Below are 17267 nucleotides of genomic sequence, written 5' to 3'. Positions count from 1 at the left end.
CGCTACTTGGCGCCATCGGCACAGGGCCGATGGTAACTCCGATTCCGTGAAAGGAACGACCCCATGCCCATCGGCACCGTAAAATTCTTCAACACCGAAAAAGGCTATGGCTTCATCGCCAACGAGGATGGTTCGGGCGACAGCTTCGTCCACATCACCGCCGTCGAACGCGCCGGGATGGCGACGCTGAACAAGGATCAGCGCGTGTCCTACGACCTGGAAACCGACCAGCGCGGCAAGGTCGCTGCGGTCAATATCCAGCAGGCCTGATCCTTCCAGGTCGGACGCGGCGGGCTCGATGCGAATATTTCGTATCCGGCCCGTCGCAGCCGACGTCCATCAACCGAAAATATAACAAAACTACAGGATATTATGAACTTCAAACTGAATGCTTTTCCTTCCCTCCTCCGGCCCTATTCCGCCATTGATGCGCGGGCCGAAAAGACGGCGCGGCGGTCGCCGACGCTCTCACGGCGCGAACTCAAGCGCCTCATCGCACAGATGATCGACTGAGCTTCAGGCTCGTCTGAACGGCGCAATCGCCACATGGCGCCGCATCAATCGATGCGGCCCAGCAGCTCCCCGATCTTGCCGAATATCTCGTCGATCTGCGTCTTTCCGACGATCAGCGGCGGCGACAGCGCAATGATGTCGCCCGTCGCCCGCACGAGCAGCCCATTATCGAAACAGGCATGGAACAGCTCCATCGCGCGCGCCGTCGGCGCGCCGGGGCGCGGTTCGAGCTCGATCCCCGCGACAAGCCCGGTCGTGCGGATGTCGATGACATGGCGTGCGCCCTTCAGGCTGTGCGCCGCATCCTCCCAATAGGCACCAAGTTCGAGAGCACGGTCGAACAATCCGTCGCGGGCATAAAGATCGAGCGTCGCGAGCCCCGCGGCGCTCGCCAGCGGGTGCCCCGAATAAGTATAGCCGTGGAACAGCTCGATCCCGCCCGGCACGCTGTCGATCACCGCGTCGTGCAATTCGCGCTTCACCGCGACCGCGCCCATCGGCACCGCGGCGTTGGTCAGCCCCTTGGCCATGGTAATGATATCGGGCGTCACGCCCCATTGCTCTGCCGCGGTCGCGCCGCCGACGCGGCCGAAGGCGGTGATCACCTCGTCGAAGATCAGGATGATGCCGTGTCGGTCGCAAATATCGCGCAGCCGCTGGAGATAGCCGACCGGCGGGATGAGCACGCCCGTCGAACCCGCCATCGGCTCGACGATTACCGCCGCGATCGTATCGGCGCCGTGCAGGTCGACAAGCCGCTGCAGGTCGTCGGCGAGTTCTGCGCCATGCTCAGGGAACCCGCGCGTGAAAGCGTTGCGCTCGATATCGTGCGTATGGCGCAGATGATCGACGCCCGGCAGCCCGCCGCCGAAGGCGCGGCGGTTGTTGACGAGCCCGCCGACGCTGATCCCGCCAAAGCCGGTACCATGATATCCGCGTTCGCGCCCTATCAGCCGGGTACGCGTCCCCTGCCCCTTCGCCCGCTGGATGTTCAGCGCAATTTTCAGCGCCGTATCGACCGATTCGGACCCGCTGTTGGTGAAGAATATCCGGTCGAGCCCGTCAGGCATCAGCGCGGCGAGCCGCTGCGCCAGTTCGAACGGGAGCGGGTGCCCGAGCTGGAAGGTCGGCGCGAAATCGAGCGTCGCCGCAGCCTGCACGATCGCGTCGGTTATTTCCGACCGGCAATGCCCGGCATTGCTGCACCACAGGCCCGACGTCCCGTCGAGCACCGCACGCCCGTCGCTGCTCTGGTAGAACATGCCGCTCGCCGACACGAGCTGGCGCGGGTTCGCCTTGTACGACCGGTTCGCGGTGAATGGCATCCAGAAGGACGCCAGTTGGTCGTTGTCACCCCTCATGCCCTCATCTCCTTCGGCGCTTTCCGCGATCGTTGCCAACCTTGCCGACGACGCGGCTTCCGGGTCAAGCCCGCTCGTGCAAGGATGAAGGCGCGACGATTTGGCGCAAGCAAAGAAACGAGCATCAATTCATACCGGAAATGGCTGAATAGCGTCCCCCTCTGGCGCTTCGTCGAACCTTGCGATAGGCTGGCGCCTCCACAACGGGCCGACTCCTCGGCCCAATCGGGGGCTCATGTCAGTCAATCTGGAACAATGGATCAGCGACCATAATATCGACGAAGTCGAATGTATCGTCCCCGACATCAACGGGGTCCAGCGCGGCAAGGTGCTGCCGGCCAAGAAGTTCCTGTCATCGGTGAAGGACAAGTCGCTGCGCATCCCGGGCAGCGTCTTCATCTGCACGATCGATGGCCACTATCCCGACGATATCGACGATATCTGGGACAAGGATCCCGACAAATATCTGATCGCCGATCCCGAAACGATCTGCGTCGCGCCGGGCTTCACCTCGCCCACCGCCTTCGTGATCGCCGATGCCTTCAACGGCGACGGCACCGAGGTCGATATTGCACCGCGGACGATCCTCAAGAAGGTGCTCGGACTGTACGAGGAAAAGGGCTGGAAACCCATCATCGCGCCCGAGGTCGAATTCTATCTCGTATCACAGAACGCCGATCCCGATTTCCCGCTGACCCCGCCGGTCGGCCAGTCGGGGCGCAGCGAGACGGCGAGCCAGCCCTATGGGCTCGAGGCGATGAACGAATATGAGGATATCATCGATCATATCTATGACGATTGCGAGCTGATGGGGCTCGATATCGACACAATGATTCACGAAATGGGCGCCGCGCAGCTCGAGGTCAATTTCGAGCATGGCGACCCGCTCCGCCTCGCCGACGAGGTTTTCCTGTTCAAGCGCGTCGTGCGTAACGTCGCGAAGCAGCATAATGTCTATGCCACCTTCATGGCGAACCCGATGGCCGGACAGCCGGGCAGCGCGATGCACATCCATCAGTCGGTCGTCGATGCCACGACCGGCAAGAATCTCTTCTCGACCGCCAACGGCCGCGATAGCGCTATGTTCCGCAGCTATATCGCCGGGCTCGTGCGCTATATGCCGCAAATCTCGCCTTTGTGGGCGCCCAATGTGAACAGCTTTCGCCGCATGCGCCCCGACAGCGCGGCGCCGATCAACGTCCAGTGGGGCGAGGACAACCGCTCATGCGGCTTCCGGGTGCCGATCTCCGACAAGAACAACCGACGCGTCGAAAACCGCCTGCCGGGCGCCGACAGCAATCCCTATCTCGCGATCGCCGCCTCACTGATCTGCGGCTATATCGGCATGGTCGACCGCATGGTGCCGGCCAAACCGATCACCGGCAGCGCCTATAACCGCGCGCGCACGCTGCCGCGCACACTGGAGGCCGCGCTCGACCGCTTCGCATCGTGCAAAAAGGTCCGCAACCTGCTCGGCGACGATTTCTTCGAAATCTTCTTCGCCGTGAAGGATCACGAGCTGTTCAATTATCAGTCCGTCGTGTCGAGCTGGGAACGCGAACATCTGCTGATGCGGGTCTGACCCGCCGCCCGGCCATGACCGATCCGCTGAACAACAGCTATTACGCCGTGACCGCGCATATATGGCGGCCCCGCGCGTTCGAAGGCGACCTGGAATGCGACGTCGCGGTTATCGGCGGCGGCTTCACCGGCCTGTCTGCCGCGCTCGCCTGCGCCGAAAATGGTTTTTCGGTCATCCTGATCGAGGCCGAGCATATCGGTTTCGGCGCATCGGGCCGCAACGGCGGCCAGCTCATTCCCGGCCTGCGCTGGACAGCATCCGAACTGGAGGCCGAATTCGGCCGCGAACGCGCCGACGCGCTCTTCGACCTGTGCTGGCGCGACAATCGCGTACAGGCGCGGATCGCGAAACATCGCATAGATTGCGACCTGAAGTCGGGCCATCTTGAAGCTGCGTGGACGCCGAAAGATTTCGACACGATGAAGCGCGAGGCCGATTATCTCGCCGCACGCTTCGGCTATACAAGCGATGTCGTGGCGAAGGCGGACATGGCCGATCATATCGCAAGTCCGCTCTATCACGGTGGCATCCACGATCCTCAAGGCGGTCATTTCCACCCGTTGAACTATGCGATCGGACTCGCGCAGGCGGCCGTGGCTGCTGGCGTGCGGTTCGTCGAGGGGGAGCGCGTCCATCGGATCGCCGAATTCAGCGACGGATCGAACGAGTTGTTCACAACCCGAACCATCGTGGGCGCCCGCTACGTCATCGACGCAACCGATAGCTGGATCGGCGACGTCGAACCCGACCTTGGCCGCTACACCGTGCCGATCATGAACTATAATATCGCAACCGCACCGCTCGCGAACGCCAGCGAATTGCTCCCGACCGATGCCGCCGTCGCCGACAGCCGCTTCGTACTCAACTATTTCCGCCTCTCCGCCGACAAGCGGCTGATCTTCGGCGGCGGCGAGCGCTATTCGCAAACCCCGCCGCGCGACATTTCAGCCTTCGTACGGCCGTTCATGGCAGAGGTATTCCCGCAAATCGCCGACGCTCCGATCGACTATGGCTGGGGCGGCGCGGTCGCGGTGACGATGAACCGGCTGCCGCATATCGGGCGGCGAGGAAACGTCTTTTACGCGCATGGCTTTTCGGGTCATGGCGCCTTGGTGACCACGACCGCCGGCGAACTCGTCGCCGAGGCGCTCGCCGGCACCGCCGAACGCTTTGACGTGCTGGCGAGCCTGCCGTCGCAGCCCTTTCCGGGGGGCAAATGGCTGCGGCGGCCCCTCGCGACGCTCGGGCTCCTCTATTATGCTATGAAGGACAGGCTCGGATGATATCCGGCTCCGCCATCGCCCGCGTCGCCGCGAACGAAGCCGAGCGCTTCCGCGCCGCCAACCCGCGCGCCCTGGCCCATCATGCGGCGGCGAGCGGCTGGTTCCAGTCGGTTCCGTTCCACTGGATGAGCGACTGGCCCAGCCCGGTGCCGATCGTCGCCGCTTCGGCAAAGGACGCGACGCTGACCAGCATCGACGGCCAGCGCTACGACGACTTCTGCCTCGGCGACACCGCCAGCCTGTTCGGCCATTCGCCCTCCGCCCTCGCCGCCGCGCTTGCGAAGCAGGCCGGCGAAGGCTTGAGCTACATGCTCCCCACCGAGCGAGGCGCGGTGCTCTCCGCGAAGCTCGCCGCGATGTTCGGCCTCCCGCAATGGCAGGTCACGACGACCGCCAGCGAGGCCAATCGCGCGGTCATCCGCTGGTGCCGCGGGATCAGCGGACGAGCGAAAATCCTGACCTTCAACGGCGCCTATCACGGCGCGGTCGACGACGCCTTCGTCGACCTCGAGGGCGGTGTGCCGGCGATGCGATCGAGCCTCGTCGGCCAGGTCCACGACCTTCGCGACAGCACGACAGTCATCGAGTTCAACGACGCGGAAGCGCTCGCAATTGCGCTGCGCGCCGGCGACATCGCCTGCGTCCTCGCCGAGCCGGTGATGACCAATGTCGGGATGGTCCGCGATGCCCCCGGCTTCCTGTCGACGCTCCGCGCTCTCTGCGACAAGACCGGCACGCTGCTCGTCTTCGACGAAACCCACACGATTTCGTCGGGATATGGCGGTCATAGCGTCACGCACGGCCCATCGGCCGATTTCATGGTCGTGGGCAAGTCGATCGGCGGCGGCGTCCCTTGCGCCGTCTACGGTTTCAGCGCCGGGGTCGCCGACCGTATGGCGGCGCTCAACCGCACGCGCCCGTCCGGCCACAGCGGCATCGGCACCACCCTCTCCGCCAACGCGCTGGCGATCACCGCGATGGACAGCATGCTGGGCGACGTCATCACGCCCGCCGCCTACGACCATATGCTCCGCGGCGCCGCGCGGCTCGTTGCCGGTCTTGAACAGGAAATCGCGAACGCCGGCCTCGACTGGCACGTCACCCAGGTCGGCGCGCGCGTCGAATTCCTGACCTGCCCCACCCCGCCGCGAAACGGTGGTGAGGCCAGGGCGGCGATGCACCCCGAACTCGAAGCCGCGATCCACCTCTTCCTGGCAAACCGCGGGATTTTGCTGGCGCCCTTCCACAATATGATGTTGGTGAGCCCGGTCACGTCGGACGAACAGATCGACCGGCTCGTCGGCGCGTTCGCCGACTGCACAAAAGCATTGAAGGAGTAGAGGGGCCATGTCGAAATCATCGGGCGTCATCGCGCCACGATCGGAAGCGGAAGCCTTTTTCAAGGCGAACCCCGACGTCGATTCGATCGAGATGATCTACACCGATTTCGGCGGCGTCCCGCGCGGCAAGCGGCTGCGCCAGCATGAGGTGCTCGCCGTCTATGACAGCGGCCGCATGTTCCCCGGCTCGATCACCGTCGTCGACATCACCGGGCAGGACACGGTCGAAACTGGGCTCGTGTGGGAGGATGGCGACGCCGACCGTTCGATGAAACCGATCCCCGGCACGCTCGTCCACACGCCGTGGGGCGGCGATCATGCCGCACAGTTCCTCGTCGATTTCTACGAGCTCGACGGCACCCCGCACGACCTCGATCCGCGCCACGTCCTCGGCCGTGTCATTGATCGCTATACCGCCGACGGCCTCACGCCCGTGCTCGCGGTCGAGCTCGAATTCTACCTCGTCGATCCGCGCCGCGCGCGCGACGGCAAGGTTCGCCCTGCCCGCCCGGCGTACAGCCGCGACACGCCGCGCAATGTCGAAGTCTATGGCCTGCGCGAACTCGACGATTTCCGTCCCTTTTTCGACGCGCTCTATGCGGCAACCGATGTGCAGGGCCTGCCGCTCGAAAGCGCGATTTCAGAATTCGCGCCCGGGCAGTTCGAACTGACTTTGCGCCACAAGCCCGATGCGCTCCGCGCCTGCGATGACGCCATCATGTACAAGAGGCTCGTCAAGGCGATCGCCCAGCAACAGGGGCTCGAGGCGACCTTCATGGCCAAGCCGTTCGCCGATCAGGCGGGCAGCGGCATGCACATCCACGTCTCGGTCGACGACGACAAGGGCGCCAACATCTTCGCCAGCGACGACCCCGAGGGCACGCCTGCGCTGCGGCACGCGATCGGAGGCATGATTGGCAGCGTCGGCGACGGCTTCGCGCTCTTCGCCCCGCATGCGAACAGCTACCGCCGCTTCAAGGCGAACAGCTATGCCCCCGTCGCGCCGACCTGGGGCGTCAACAACCGCACCGTATCCTTCCGCATCCCCGCCGGCCCGCCGCCGAGCCGCCATGTCGAACACCGCGCCTGCGGCGCCGACGCCAACCCCTATCTCGCCGTCGCGGCGGTCCTTGCCGGCATGCATCATGGCATGGTTACAAAGGCCGATCCGGGCACGGCGGTTGTCGGCAACGGGTACGACCGCGACAATTCGGGCGACGACAAACCGCCGTCGAACTGGTTCGCCGCGGTCGATCGATTCCACGCTTCCGACCTGATGCGCGACTATCTCGGCGATCGCTTCGTCGACATGTTCAGCACCGTGAAGCGGGTCGAACAGGATAATTATTTCAGCGTCGTTCCGACGCTTGATTACGACTGGTACCTGCGCAACGCATGAAAGTTTCAAGGATTCTTGGTGCAGCGCAAAAAAGCACTTTTCAAGCCGGCTTTATTGAGTCAGCTTGACGTCACAAACAGGGAGGCTGCACATGGATCCGATTGAACTGATCAAGCAAACCCGGGGACGCCGTTCGCTGCTTCAGGCGATGGGCGTAGCCGCCATCGGGATCAGCTTTGGCGGGCTCGCCGCATGCAGCAAGGGCGAAGGCAAGAAGCTCGCGAACGGCGAGGAGGCCAAGCTCAACTTCTACAACTGGGACACCTATATCGGCGAGAATACGCTCGACAATTTCAAGGAAGCGACCGGCGTCGACGTCACGATGGACCTGTTCGACAGCAACGATGTGCTGTTCGCCAAATTCAAGGCCGGCAACCCCGGCTATGACGTGATCGTTCCGTCGAACGATTTTGTCGAACGCATGGCAAAAGCCGGCATGCTCATGCCGCTCGACCATGCGCAAATCCCGAACAAGAAGAATATCGATCCGGCCTACATCAACGTCGAATATGACCTGCAGCGCAAATTTTCGATGCCCTACACCTGGCTCGCGCTCGGGATCGGCTACCGCAAGTCGAAGGTTTCGTCGCCGCCTGACAGCTGGAAAGTGCTGTTCGACAGCCCCGAATATGCCGGCCGCATCGCCTGGCTGTCGGAGGCCGGCGACATGTTCCGCCTTTACGGCAAATATCTCGGCAAATCGGTCAACGCGCTGACGCCAGCGGACATTGCGACGATCGAAAAGATGATGATCAAGCAAAAACCCAATGTGAAGAAATTCCACGAGGATGACGGGCAGGATTTGCTGCTCAAGGGCGATTGCGACGTCGTGCTCGAATATAATGGCGACATCGCGCAGGCGATGGTCGAGGACAAGGACCTCGATTTCGTCATCCCGAAAGAAGGCAGCCAGCTCAACTCCGACAATCTGTGCATCCCGAAGGGTGCACCGCATCCGAAGAATGCGCACGCCTTCATCAATTATATCCTCGACGCCAATGTCGACAAGGAAATCACCGAGACGATTCTCTACCCGACGCCCAATGCTGCTGCAAAGGCGCTGATGCCCGACAGCTACAAGAACAACCCTGTCATCTTCCCCCCCGCCGAGGCGCTGGCCAAATGCGAATATGCGCGCTTCAACCCCGAGTTGCAGCCGCTCTACGAGGAAGCCTTCACGCGGGTTCGGGCAGCTTGACGAGCTGAGGGAGGCATCGGGGGGTGGCCGAACAGGACTGGAAAGCGAACAAGGGGGTCTTCGCGGCGGTGTCGCTGCCGACGCTCTTCTGGATCATCCTCTTCTTCCTCGTGCCCATGGCGATCGTGTGGGCCTATAGCTTCGGCGAGAACAGGGGCCTGACCGATATCGCGATTTCGGGCACGCTCGAAAACTACAAGCGTGCGACCGAGTGGCTCTATCTCACTATTTTCGGCAAGAGTTTCGCGGTCGCGGCGCTCGTTACCCTCATATGCCTGATCGTCGGCTTTCCCGTCGCGATGGCGATTACCTTTGCCAGCGAGAAATGGCGGCCGTGGCTGCTGCTCGGCATCATGTTGCCCTTCTGGACCAACCTCCTGATCCGCACCTATGCGCTGATGATGCTGCTTGGCACACAGGGCTTCGCGAACAAGGGACTCGGCGCACTGTGGGAAGGGGCAAGCTGGCTCAAGACCCTCGTCGGGCTGCAACCGCTGCCGACGTGGGAGCCGGTGCAGCTTCTCTTCAACAATTTCGCGGTCGTCTTCGGTCTCGTCTATGTCCACCTGCCCTTCATGGTGTTGCCGCTCTATGCCGCGCTCGACCGGCTCGACCGCAGCCTGATCGAGGCGAGCCTCGATCTGGGCGCAGGCCATTTCCGTACGATCATGCGGATCGTCGTTCCGCTCGCCGCGCCGGGCATCATCGCGGGCGTGATGATCACCCTGATCCCCGCGCTCGGCGCCTATCTCACTCCCGACCTGATGGGCGGAACCGATAGCCAGATGATCGCCAATGTGATCGAGCGCCAGTTCAAGAAGGCCAACGACTGGCCCTTCGGCGCCGCCCTCTCCTTCTTGCTGATATACGCAATGTTCGCGCTGATCGCGATCCAGTCGATGCGCAAAAAAGTGCCGGAGGTCCGCTGATGGCCCTCTTCGCCCGCCGCCCGATCGCGCCGCTCGAATATAGCCGGACGCTGTGGATGCGCCTGTGGGTCGGGGCGGTGATGGCCTTTCTCTATGCGCCGCTGATCGTGCTGATGATTTTCAGCTTCAATGACAGCAAACGCAACGTCGTGTGGCGCGGCTTCACCACCAAATATTATGAGAAAGCGCTGGGCAACGACCAGCTGGTCGAGGCGCTGCTCAATTCGTTGACCATCGCGGCGCTCGCGACGATCGTCAGCCTTGTGCTCGGCACCGTCGCTGCGGTGATGCTCTGGCGCTTCCGCTTTCCGTTGAAGGGCGCGGTCGACGGCACCATCTCGCTGCCGATCATCGTCCCCGAAATCTGCCTCGGCGTCGCCTTCCTGATGTTCTTCGCCGCGGTCGGCTGGCCGACCGACCTCGTCTGGCCGTTCAACCTCGGCGCGATCACTATCGCGCACATCACCTTCTGCTTCCCCTTCGTCACGATGGTCGTCCGGTCGCGCCTCGCGACCTTCAACCGCGAACAGGAAGAAGCGGCGAAGGATCTCGGCGCGAGCGAATGGCAGGTGTTCCGCGACGTATTGATCCCGCACATCAAGCCCGCGCTCGTCGCCGGCGCCCTCTTGTCCTTCACGCTCAGCCTCGACGATTTCGTCATCACTTACTTCACCAGCGGCCCCGACACGATCACCTTCCCGGTGAAAGTCTATTCGATGGTCCGCTTCTCGGTGACGCCCGAGGTCAACGCCGCCTCGACTTTGCTCATCATCCTGACCGTCGCCCTCACGTTCGTCGCCCTGAAGGCGCAGGGCGTAAAAGCCATTGCGGAAACCCACTGACCATGACCGATCCCGCCAAGCCGATCATCCAGATCCAGAATGTCTCGAAACGCTTCGGCAGGGTCACCGCGGTCGACAATGTCAGCCTCGACATCAACGCGGGCGAATTTTTCGTTCTGCTCGGCCCGTCGGGTTGCGGCAAGACGACGCTACTGCGCATGATCGCGGGGTTCGAATTGCCGACCGAAGGGCGTATCCTGATCGACGGACAGGATATGGCGGGCATCCCGCCGAACAAGCGCCCCGTGAACATGGTGTTCCAGAGCTACGCCGTCTTCCCGCACATGAGCGTCGCCGACAATGTCGCCTATGGCCTCAAGATCGCCGGCGTGAAGGGCGGCGAGGTCAAGGACCGCGTCGCCGAGGCGCTCGAACTCGTCAAGCTGGGCGGGTTCGAAAGCCGCATGCCCGACCAGATGTCGGGCGGCCAGCGCCAGCGCGTCGCACTTGCGCGCAGCCTCGTGATGCGGCCCAAAGTCCTGCTGCTCGACGAACCGCTGTCGGCGCTCGATGCGAAGCTCCGCGCGCAGATGCAGTTCGAGCTTTCGGAACTGCAGGAGAAGGTCGGCATTACCTTCGTTACCGTTACCCACGATCAGGACGAAGCCCTGTCGATGGCGTGCCGCATCGGGGTGATCAACAAGGGCGAGGTGGCGCAGCTCGCGACCCCATCGGACCTTTACGAATATCCCGCCAACCGCTTTGTCGCCGACTTCGTTGGCTCGGTGAACATCTTCGAGGGCAAGCTGACGCTCGACGAGCCCGACAAGGCGGCGGTCGACTGCCCCGGTCTCGGCAAGGTCTATCTCAACCACGGCGTCACCGGCCCGCACGGCGCCGACGTCTGGGTCGCGCTGCGGCCCGAGAAAATCTATCTGCACGTCCCCGGCGCGGGCAAGGCAGTCACGGCGGCGGCACAGGACGCACCCGACGGACACAATTTCGCGCGCGGCAAGATCAAGGGCATGTCCTATCTCGGCGACATCACCCTGTTCGAAATCGAGCTGGAAACCGGCGCGCGCATCCGGGTCTCACGCCCCAACCTCTCGCGCCACGATCAGGAAGACTTCACTTGGGACGACAAGGTCAGCATGCACTGGCGCGCCGACAGCCCGGTCGTCCTGCTGGGCTGACCGCCACGCCGCAACAAACGCTTTCCTACATTGTTTCGGTGTGAGAGCCTCCGTCTTGGCTCTTTCTCCCCGTCTATTTGGGCCGCGTCGCCCATCGGCTTAAAGCGGCAAAAGAGACATTATCGACGCGCGCGTCCGTATCCTTTGTCTCTTTAAGGCCACAAAGGACACAGTTTCGATGCGTACATGCGGGTCTTTTGTGGCTCTAAGGCAAGCTGGCACGATATTTCCTTCGCCACCCTCGAACGAGGCAAGTGGCTCGTTCGATTTGATCCGGGGGCCATGACTTCGCCGCCGCAATGGATCCCGGATCAAGTCCGGGGCGATGAGATTAATGAGCCGCCTTCTTTCCCGGCAACAGGTGAAGCACGCCGACGATCACGCCCCCCAGCACCAGCCCGAACACGCCAGCGCCGCCCGCGTTGATCAGCCACTCCCAAACGCCCGCCCCGGGCAGGCCGCCCGCAACCGAGTGCGCGAAATCGTGCAGCCCATGTCCGATATTGCCGATATGATATTCGTCGAGGCCGTGGAGGAATATCTGCCCGCCGACCCACAGCATCGCCGCGGTGCCGATCAACGCCAACGCCGACAGCAGCTTGGGCATGAAGGACACGAGTCCACGCCCGATCGCCTTGCGGGCCGCATTGCCTTCCTTCGCCATGTGCAGGCCGATGTCATCCATCTTCACGATCAGCCCGACGACGCCGTAAACCGCGATGGTGATCGCGATTGCCACCACCGCGAGCGTCGCGGCACGCATCGCGAAATGTTCGTCGAGCACCTCGTTCAATGCGATCACCATGATCTCGGCCGACAGGATGAAGTCGGTGCGCACCGCGCCCTTCACCATCGCCTCTTCATGATCCTGGTCGGCGACGATCGCAGCATCCTCGACAAGGCTCGTCTTGTCCTTCTGTAGCGAATGCAGCACCTTTTCTGCGCCCTCGAAGCAGAGATAGGCGCCGCCGATCATCAACAGCGGGGTGATCGCCCATTGCGCGACCGCCGACAGCAGCAGTAGCGCGGGCAGGATCAACACCAGCTTGTTGAAGATCGACCCCTTGGTGATCCGCCAGATGATCGGCAGTTCGCGGTCGGGGGTGAAGCCGGTGACATAGCGCGGCGTCACCGCAGTATCGTCGACGACGACCCCCGCCGCCTTGACCCCGGCCTTCGACGCCGCGGCGCCGATATCGTCGATGCTCGCCGCGGCGACCTTGGCGATGGTCGCAATGTCGTCGAGCAGGGCAAAAAGGCCGGAGGGCATAAGGGTTTGGTCTTTCCTGTTTAGAGCGCGCGGAGTTTCGGCATCACCTCATCGAGAGATTTGCGGATGATGGCAACCATCTCGTCGATCTGTTCGGTAGTGATGACCAGCGGCGGACACATGACCAGGCTGTCGCGGATGCCGCGCACCATCAGTCCGTTCGCGATGCAGGCATCGCGCGCCATCGGTCCCGCCGTTCCTTCGGACCCGCCGAAGCGGGCGCGGGTGTCCTTGTCGGCGACAATCTCGACCGCGCCGAGGAGCCCGACCGAGCGCGCCTCGCCGACGAGCGGATGGTCGTTCAGCGTCGCCAGTGCCTTCGCCAGATGCGGCCCGGTGACACTGCCGGTCCTCTCGACGAGACCCTCGCGTTCGATGATCTCGATATTCTTGAGCGCGACGGCCGCCGCGACCGGATGGCCCGAGTAGGTGAAGCCATGGACGAAATCGCCACCGGTCTTGAGCACGTCGACGACGTGGCTCGCGACCGCGGTCGCCGAGATCGGCAGGTAACCCGACGACAGCCCCTTCGCCATCGGCATCAGGTCGGGCGTGAAGCCCATCGTTTCATGCCCCCACATCTTGCCGGTGCGCCCGAAACCGCAGATCACCTCATCAGCGACGAGCAGCAGGCCATATTTGCGGACGACCGCCTCGACCTTCGGCCAATATCCCTTGGGCGGAATGATGACGCCGCCCGCGCCTTGTACCGGCTCGCCGATGAAGGCGGCGCAATTTTCGGGGCCGACCTCGATGATCTTGTCCTCGATCGCCTGGACGCAGGCGTCGCAGAACTCCTCCTCGCTCATCCCCTGCCCTTCGCCGAAATAATAGGGCTGGCGGACATGCTCGACGCCGGGGATCGGCAAATCGCCCTGCGCGTGCATCGCCTTCATGCCCCCAAGCGAGACGCCCGCGACGGTCGAGCCATGATAGGCGTTCCAGCGGCTGATGAAGACCGTGCGTTTGGGCTCGCCCTTGGTCTTCCAATAGTGGCGCACCATGCGGAACACCGTATCGTTCGCTTCGCTGCCCGAAGCGTTGAAGAAGATGTGCGGCAGGCGGTTTCCAGTCAGTTCGGCAATCTTGGCCGCAAGCAGCACCGTCGGCGGCGTCGCGGTCTTGAAGAAGGTGTTGTAGAAGGGCAGCTCGCGCATCTGCGCCGCTGCCGCCTCGACCAGCTCCTCACGGCCGTAACCGACATTGACGCACCACAGGCCCGCCATCCCGTCGAGGATGCGGTGGCCGTCGCCGTCGGTGATAGTGCAGCCTTCGGCATGGGTGATGATGCGGCTGCCACCCAGCCGTTCGATTTCGGCCCAGTCGGCCTGTGCGGGAAGGTGGTGCGCGACGTCGAGGCGGCGCAGTTCGGCGATGTCGTGATTGCGAGGCATGGTGAAACTCCTGATGATCTGGAAACGGAAAGAAACCGGATCCGGACAATCAGGGCGAGAAACAGAGCCGCGCGAGATAGCGGTCGTAACGGGTGACGCGCCGGTTCACAGCGCGCCTCGCAGAGCCTGCCCAAGCAGGCGAAAATAGGTCTGGCTTTCGGAATTGCCGTCGACCGCCCATTCGGGATGCCATTGGACGGCGAGCAAGGGCGCCCCGTTCGGCCGCGCGCTGAATGCCTCGACCAGCCCGTCAGGCGCGCGCGCTTCCACCGACAGGCCTTCAGCGAGCCGCCCGATCCCCTGATAATGGACCGAGTTCACGTCGAGCGACGGCGCGCCATAGGCAGACGCCAGCATCCCGCCCTCGACCAGATCGACATGATGCCGATGATCGAACATCGCGTCGAACAGCGTTCCGTCGGGCGTATGGTGGCGCAGCAATTCGCCATTCGTCGCCGTATCGCGCCGCAGCGTTCCGCCGAGCGCGACATTGATGTCCTGAAACCCGCGGCAGATGCCGAACAGCGGCCGCTGCGCCGCGATGACCGCTTCGACAAGGTCGCGCATCATCCGGTCGCGATCGGGGTCGAACGGCCCCTCGCCCTCGCTATCCTCGCCGTAGCGCGCCGGCTCGACGTTCGACGGCGACCCGGTAAGCAATATGCCATCGAGCCGACCGACGATCTCGTCGGCGCGCATATAGTCGGGAAGCGACGGGATCAGCAGCGCCGCGCAATCGGCATGCCGCATCGCCGCCTTGGCATAGCGGTTCATCACCGCCTGCGCATATTCCGCTCCGACTTGCCGGTTGCAGGCGATGATGCCGAGGACGGGACGGGCGGACACGGGCACGAGAATCCTTCAGGAAGCGAGAATACTTGCTGCCGATTTTCTCCGCCCGATGCCAGCGGAAATTATGTCAGCCGTGCTGCCGCGCAAACGCAGCCGCCGCGCCGAACAGCCCCGGCTGCGGATGCGTGATCAGCTTGACGGGCAGCGCCGACATAAAGCCTTCGAAACGGCCCTTCTCGATGAAGCGTTCGGGGAAACCCGACCGGACAAGGCTGTCGCGGATCCGAAGACCAAGGCCGCCCGCGACGACGACGCCGCTCGCACCCTGCGCCAATGCCAGATCGCCCGACACGCTGCCCAGCGACAGGCAGAAACGGTCTACAGCCGCGGCAGCGAGGCTGTCCTCGCCACTCAGCGCATTGGTCCAGATGGCCTTGTCGTCGAGCCGTGGGATCGCGCGCCCTTCGAGCGCCGCCAGCGTTTCATAGATATCGACGATGCCGGGCCCCGAGACGATCCGCTCGATCGACACGCGCCGGTGCCGCTTGCGCAGGCGCGCAAGGATCGCGTCCTCGATGCTGTCGAGCGGTGCGAAGTCGATATGTCCGCCCTCGGTCGCCTGCACCCGGTAGTCGGCGCCATCGCGCCAGACATGCGCGACGCCTAGGCCGGTGCCCGGCCCGATGATGGTAATCGTGCCGGTCGCCGGCAGCGGCTCATCGGGGCCGGTCAATCGCTCGAAATAGCTCTCGTCCGCCTGTGCAACCGCATGGCCCACTGCCTCGAAATCATTGACCAGCACATAGCGATCGACGTTCAGCTTCTCGTTGATCAGCGCAGGCCGGATGATCCAGGGGTTGTTGGTAAAGCGAATGATGTCGCCGCGCGTCGGCCCGGCGATCGCAATGGCAACCGCGCGCGGCAGCGTCCCGCCCTGCTGACGTTCGAAATCCTGCCATGCGGTCTGGAAGCTCGCGTGATCCTTGGTGTGAAGCGTCGTTGCCTCACCCAACGCCACGACGCGCCCGCCGTCGACCTCGGCAATTGCAAAGCGCGCATGCGTGCCGCCGATATCGACCGTGACGATCTGTTCGCTCATGACTCTCCCTTACCGGTCCCGCACGGCCGGTGCGAATGCGAAATGTCGCACAGCTTCGGGCGATGCAACAGGGCATAGCTATGCGCCGACGCTTGCCTTACCGCGCCACCACATATATTTGCGAATCATTCTCAACAAGGAGCGTTGATGTCCGAAGCCCAGACCGCCCCCACCCACGACTGGAACGGCGACAGCGGAAGCCGCTGGGCCGCCAACCTCGAGCGCCTCAACCTGATGCTCGAAGCGTTCGGCCGCGCCGCGATCGAGGCCGCACGGGCACAACCCGGCGAGCACGTAATCGACATCGGTTGCGGATCTGGCACTTCATCCTTCGCGCTCGCCGATCAAACGGGCGCTGCCGGCCATGTGCTGGGCGTCGATATCTCCGAGCAGCTTGTCGACATCGCTCGCTTGGCCACGCCTGCCGGCGCACCGGTCGAATTTCGCTGCACCGACGCCGCGACCGCTCCGCTGCCTGCGGGACGCTTCGACCTTCTCTTCTCGCGCTTCGGCGTGATGTTCTTCGACGATCCGGTCGCGGCGTTCGCGCATATGCGGCAGGCGCTGAAGCCCGGCGGGCGGCTTGCCTTCGTATGCTGGCGCGGCGCACAGGAAAATGACTGGGTGCGGCTGCCGATGGCGGCGATCCGCGATATCGTGGCGCCGGTGCCCGCCGACCCGAACGCACCGAGCCCCTTTGCTTTCGGGGATCGCGGCCGGCTGACCGATATTCTCGAACAGGCGGGCTTTGCCGGGATCGACGTCGAGCCCTTTGACGCGACGATTCCCTACGGCAGCGGCGCCACGTGCGAAGCGGCTATCGACGATGCGCTCGACATGGCGTTTCAGGTGGGGCCCCTGTCGCGCGCGCTGGCCGATCAACCCGACGATATCCGGGCCCGCGCTGCGACAGCCGTTCGCCTGGCCTTTGCCGAACGTCCGGGGGACAAATCCGTCTTGATCGACGGCGCGGCGTGGCTGGTGACCGCACGCAACGGAGCCGCATAAGCGGCAAGTTTACTGGCATTTGGGGAAATGGCGCACCCGGAACGATTCGAACGTCCGACCCTCAGATTCGTAGTCTGATGCTCTATCCAGCTGAGCTACGGGTGCGTGGAGAGGCGCCTTTAAG

At 63.6% G+C, this 17267-nt stretch carries 16 protein-coding genes and 1 tRNA gene; 11 read left to right on the top strand and 6 right to left on the bottom strand.

Translation table 11 applies throughout. From position 1 onward, the window contains the following. Positions 1 to 63 precede the first annotated feature (63 nt). Positions 64 to 270, top strand: a complete 207-nt coding sequence (locus VGU00_RS08220; protein WP_327467317.1) for a cold-shock protein — start codon at positions 64 to 66, stop codon at positions 268 to 270. Between the two features lie 102 nt (positions 271 to 372). Further along, on the top strand, positions 373 to 513 hold the full coding sequence (locus tag VGU00_RS08215; protein ID WP_327467315.1) for a hypothetical protein: 141 nt from the start codon (positions 373 to 375) through the stop codon (positions 511 to 513). 44 nt (positions 514 to 557) lie between these two features. On the opposite strand, the gene VGU00_RS08210 is transcribed toward VGU00_RS08215, so the two are convergent. Next, positions 558 to 1874 (bottom strand): aspartate aminotransferase family protein, encoded by a 1317-nt coding sequence (locus tag VGU00_RS08210; RefSeq protein ID WP_327467313.1) that lies wholly within the window; start codon positions 1872 to 1874, stop codon positions 558 to 560. A gap of 235 nt (positions 1875 to 2109) precedes the next feature. Between VGU00_RS08210 and VGU00_RS08205 the strand changes: the two genes are divergently transcribed. The 8 genes from VGU00_RS08205 to VGU00_RS08170 all read left to right on the top strand — a co-directional run bounded on the left by VGU00_RS08205 (position 2110) and on the right by VGU00_RS08170 (position 11580). Beyond that, entirely contained in the window at positions 2110 to 3456 is a 1347-nt protein-coding gene (locus VGU00_RS08205; RefSeq protein ID WP_327467311.1) for a glutamine synthetase family protein, read from the top strand. Between the two features lie 14 nt (positions 3457 to 3470). Further along, entirely contained in the window at positions 3471 to 4739 is a 1269-nt protein-coding gene (locus VGU00_RS08200) for an FAD-binding oxidoreductase (protein ID WP_327467309.1), read from the top strand. After that, a complete protein-coding gene (locus VGU00_RS08195) occupies positions 4736 to 6079 on the top strand; it encodes an aspartate aminotransferase family protein (RefSeq protein ID WP_327467307.1) in 1344 nt (447 codons plus the stop codon). The genes VGU00_RS08200 and VGU00_RS08195 overlap by 4 nt, the downstream gene beginning before the upstream one ends. Before the next feature lie 7 nt (positions 6080 to 6086). Further along, entirely contained in the window at positions 6087 to 7478 is a 1392-nt protein-coding gene (locus VGU00_RS08190) for a glutamine synthetase family protein (protein WP_327467305.1), read from the top strand. A 91-nt stretch (positions 7479 to 7569) separates the two neighbouring features. Then, entirely contained in the window at positions 7570 to 8676 is a 1107-nt protein-coding gene (locus tag VGU00_RS08185) for a spermidine/putrescine ABC transporter substrate-binding protein (protein ID WP_327467303.1), read from the top strand. Between the two features lie 23 nt (positions 8677 to 8699). After that, a complete protein-coding gene (locus VGU00_RS08180) occupies positions 8700 to 9605 on the top strand; it encodes an ABC transporter permease (protein ID WP_327467301.1) in 906 nt (301 codons plus the stop codon). Beyond that, positions 9605 to 10447, top strand: coding sequence for an ABC transporter permease (locus VGU00_RS08175; RefSeq protein ID WP_327467299.1), 843 nt, complete (start codon positions 9605 to 9607; stop codon positions 10445 to 10447). The genes VGU00_RS08180 and VGU00_RS08175 overlap by 1 nt, the downstream gene beginning before the upstream one ends. Positions 10448 to 10449: 2 nt before the next feature. Then, positions 10450 to 11580 (top strand): ABC transporter ATP-binding protein, encoded by a 1131-nt coding sequence (locus VGU00_RS08170; protein WP_327467297.1) that lies wholly within the window; start codon positions 10450 to 10452, stop codon positions 11578 to 11580. 331 nt (positions 11581 to 11911) lie between these two features. Here the strand turns inward: VGU00_RS08170 and VGU00_RS08165 are convergent, their stop codons facing one another. The 4 genes from VGU00_RS08165 to VGU00_RS08150 form a co-directional block, all read right to left on the bottom strand. Next, positions 11912 to 12850 (bottom strand): DUF808 domain-containing protein, encoded by a 939-nt coding sequence (locus tag VGU00_RS08165; RefSeq protein ID WP_327467295.1) that lies wholly within the window; start codon positions 12848 to 12850, stop codon positions 11912 to 11914. A gap of 20 nt (positions 12851 to 12870) precedes the next feature. Then, positions 12871 to 14244, bottom strand: coding sequence for an aspartate aminotransferase family protein (locus tag VGU00_RS08160; protein ID WP_327467293.1), 1374 nt, complete (start codon positions 14242 to 14244; stop codon positions 12871 to 12873). Positions 14245 to 14349: 105 nt separating this feature from the next. Continuing rightward, the gene (locus VGU00_RS08155; RefSeq protein WP_327467291.1) at positions 14350 to 15090 is read right to left on the bottom strand and encodes a gamma-glutamyl-gamma-aminobutyrate hydrolase family protein; all 741 of its coding nucleotides are present in this window, start codon (positions 15088 to 15090) and stop codon (positions 14350 to 14352) included. A 73-nt stretch (positions 15091 to 15163) separates the two neighbouring features. Beyond that, a complete protein-coding gene (locus VGU00_RS08150) occupies positions 15164 to 16135 on the bottom strand; it encodes a glucokinase (protein WP_327467289.1) in 972 nt (323 codons plus the stop codon). Between the two features lie 147 nt (positions 16136 to 16282). On the opposite strand from VGU00_RS08150, the gene VGU00_RS08145 reads away from it, so the two are divergent. Then, positions 16283 to 17143, top strand: a complete 861-nt coding sequence (locus VGU00_RS08145; RefSeq protein WP_327467287.1) for a class I SAM-dependent methyltransferase — start codon at positions 16283 to 16285, stop codon at positions 17141 to 17143. A 28-nt stretch (positions 17144 to 17171) separates the two neighbouring features. On the opposite strand, the gene VGU00_RS08140 is transcribed toward VGU00_RS08145, so the two are convergent. Next, positions 17172 to 17248: transfer RNA gene (locus VGU00_RS08140), tRNA-Arg, on the bottom strand. Positions 17249 to 17267: the final 19 nt, after the last annotated feature.

The organism is Sphingopyxis sp. (genome assembly GCF_035944815.1).
Taxonomy (GTDB): Bacteria; Pseudomonadota; Alphaproteobacteria; order Sphingomonadales; family Sphingomonadaceae; genus Sphingopyxis.
Note: the sequence above shows the minus strand (reverse complement) of the source record. Positions and strands in the feature narration are given on the sequence as shown.

Excerpts from the sequence above, each read along its gene's own strand:
- VGU00_RS08200 (WP_327467309.1), top strand. The coding sequence starts at position 3,471 with ATGACCGATCCGCTGAACAACAGCTATTACGCCGTGACCGCGCATATA.
- VGU00_RS08215 (WP_327467315.1), top strand. The coding sequence starts at position 373 with ATGAACTTCAAACTGAATGCTTTTCCTTCCCTCCTCCGGCCCTATTCC.
- VGU00_RS08175 (WP_327467299.1), top strand. The coding sequence starts at position 9,605 with ATGGCCCTCTTCGCCCGCCGCCCGATCGCGCCGCTCGAATATAGCCGG.
- VGU00_RS08150 (WP_327467289.1), bottom strand. The coding sequence starts at position 16,135 with ATGAGCGAACAGATCGTCACGGTCGATATCGGCGGCACGCATGCGCGC.
- VGU00_RS08190 (WP_327467305.1), top strand. The coding sequence starts at position 6,087 with ATGTCGAAATCATCGGGCGTCATCGCGCCACGATCGGAAGCGGAAGCC.
- VGU00_RS08210 (WP_327467313.1), bottom strand. The coding sequence starts at position 1,874 with ATGAGGGGTGACAACGACCAACTGGCGTCCTTCTGGATGCCATTCACC.
- VGU00_RS08195 (WP_327467307.1), top strand. The coding sequence starts at position 4,736 with ATGATATCCGGCTCCGCCATCGCCCGCGTCGCCGCGAACGAAGCCGAG.
- VGU00_RS08165 (WP_327467295.1), bottom strand. The coding sequence starts at position 12,850 with ATGCCCTCCGGCCTTTTTGCCCTGCTCGACGACATTGCGACCATCGCC.
- VGU00_RS08160 (WP_327467293.1), bottom strand. The coding sequence starts at position 14,244 with ATGCCTCGCAATCACGACATCGCCGAACTGCGCCGCCTCGACGTCGCG.
- VGU00_RS08205 (WP_327467311.1), top strand. The coding sequence starts at position 2,110 with ATGTCAGTCAATCTGGAACAATGGATCAGCGACCATAATATCGACGAA.
- VGU00_RS08185 (WP_327467303.1), top strand. The coding sequence starts at position 7,570 with ATGGATCCGATTGAACTGATCAAGCAAACCCGGGGACGCCGTTCGCTG.
- VGU00_RS08145 (WP_327467287.1), top strand. The coding sequence starts at position 16,283 with ATGTCCGAAGCCCAGACCGCCCCCACCCACGACTGGAACGGCGACAGC.
- VGU00_RS08170 (WP_327467297.1), top strand. The coding sequence starts at position 10,450 with ATGACCGATCCCGCCAAGCCGATCATCCAGATCCAGAATGTCTCGAAA.
- VGU00_RS08220 (WP_327467317.1), top strand. The coding sequence starts at position 64 with ATGCCCATCGGCACCGTAAAATTCTTCAACACCGAAAAAGGCTATGGC.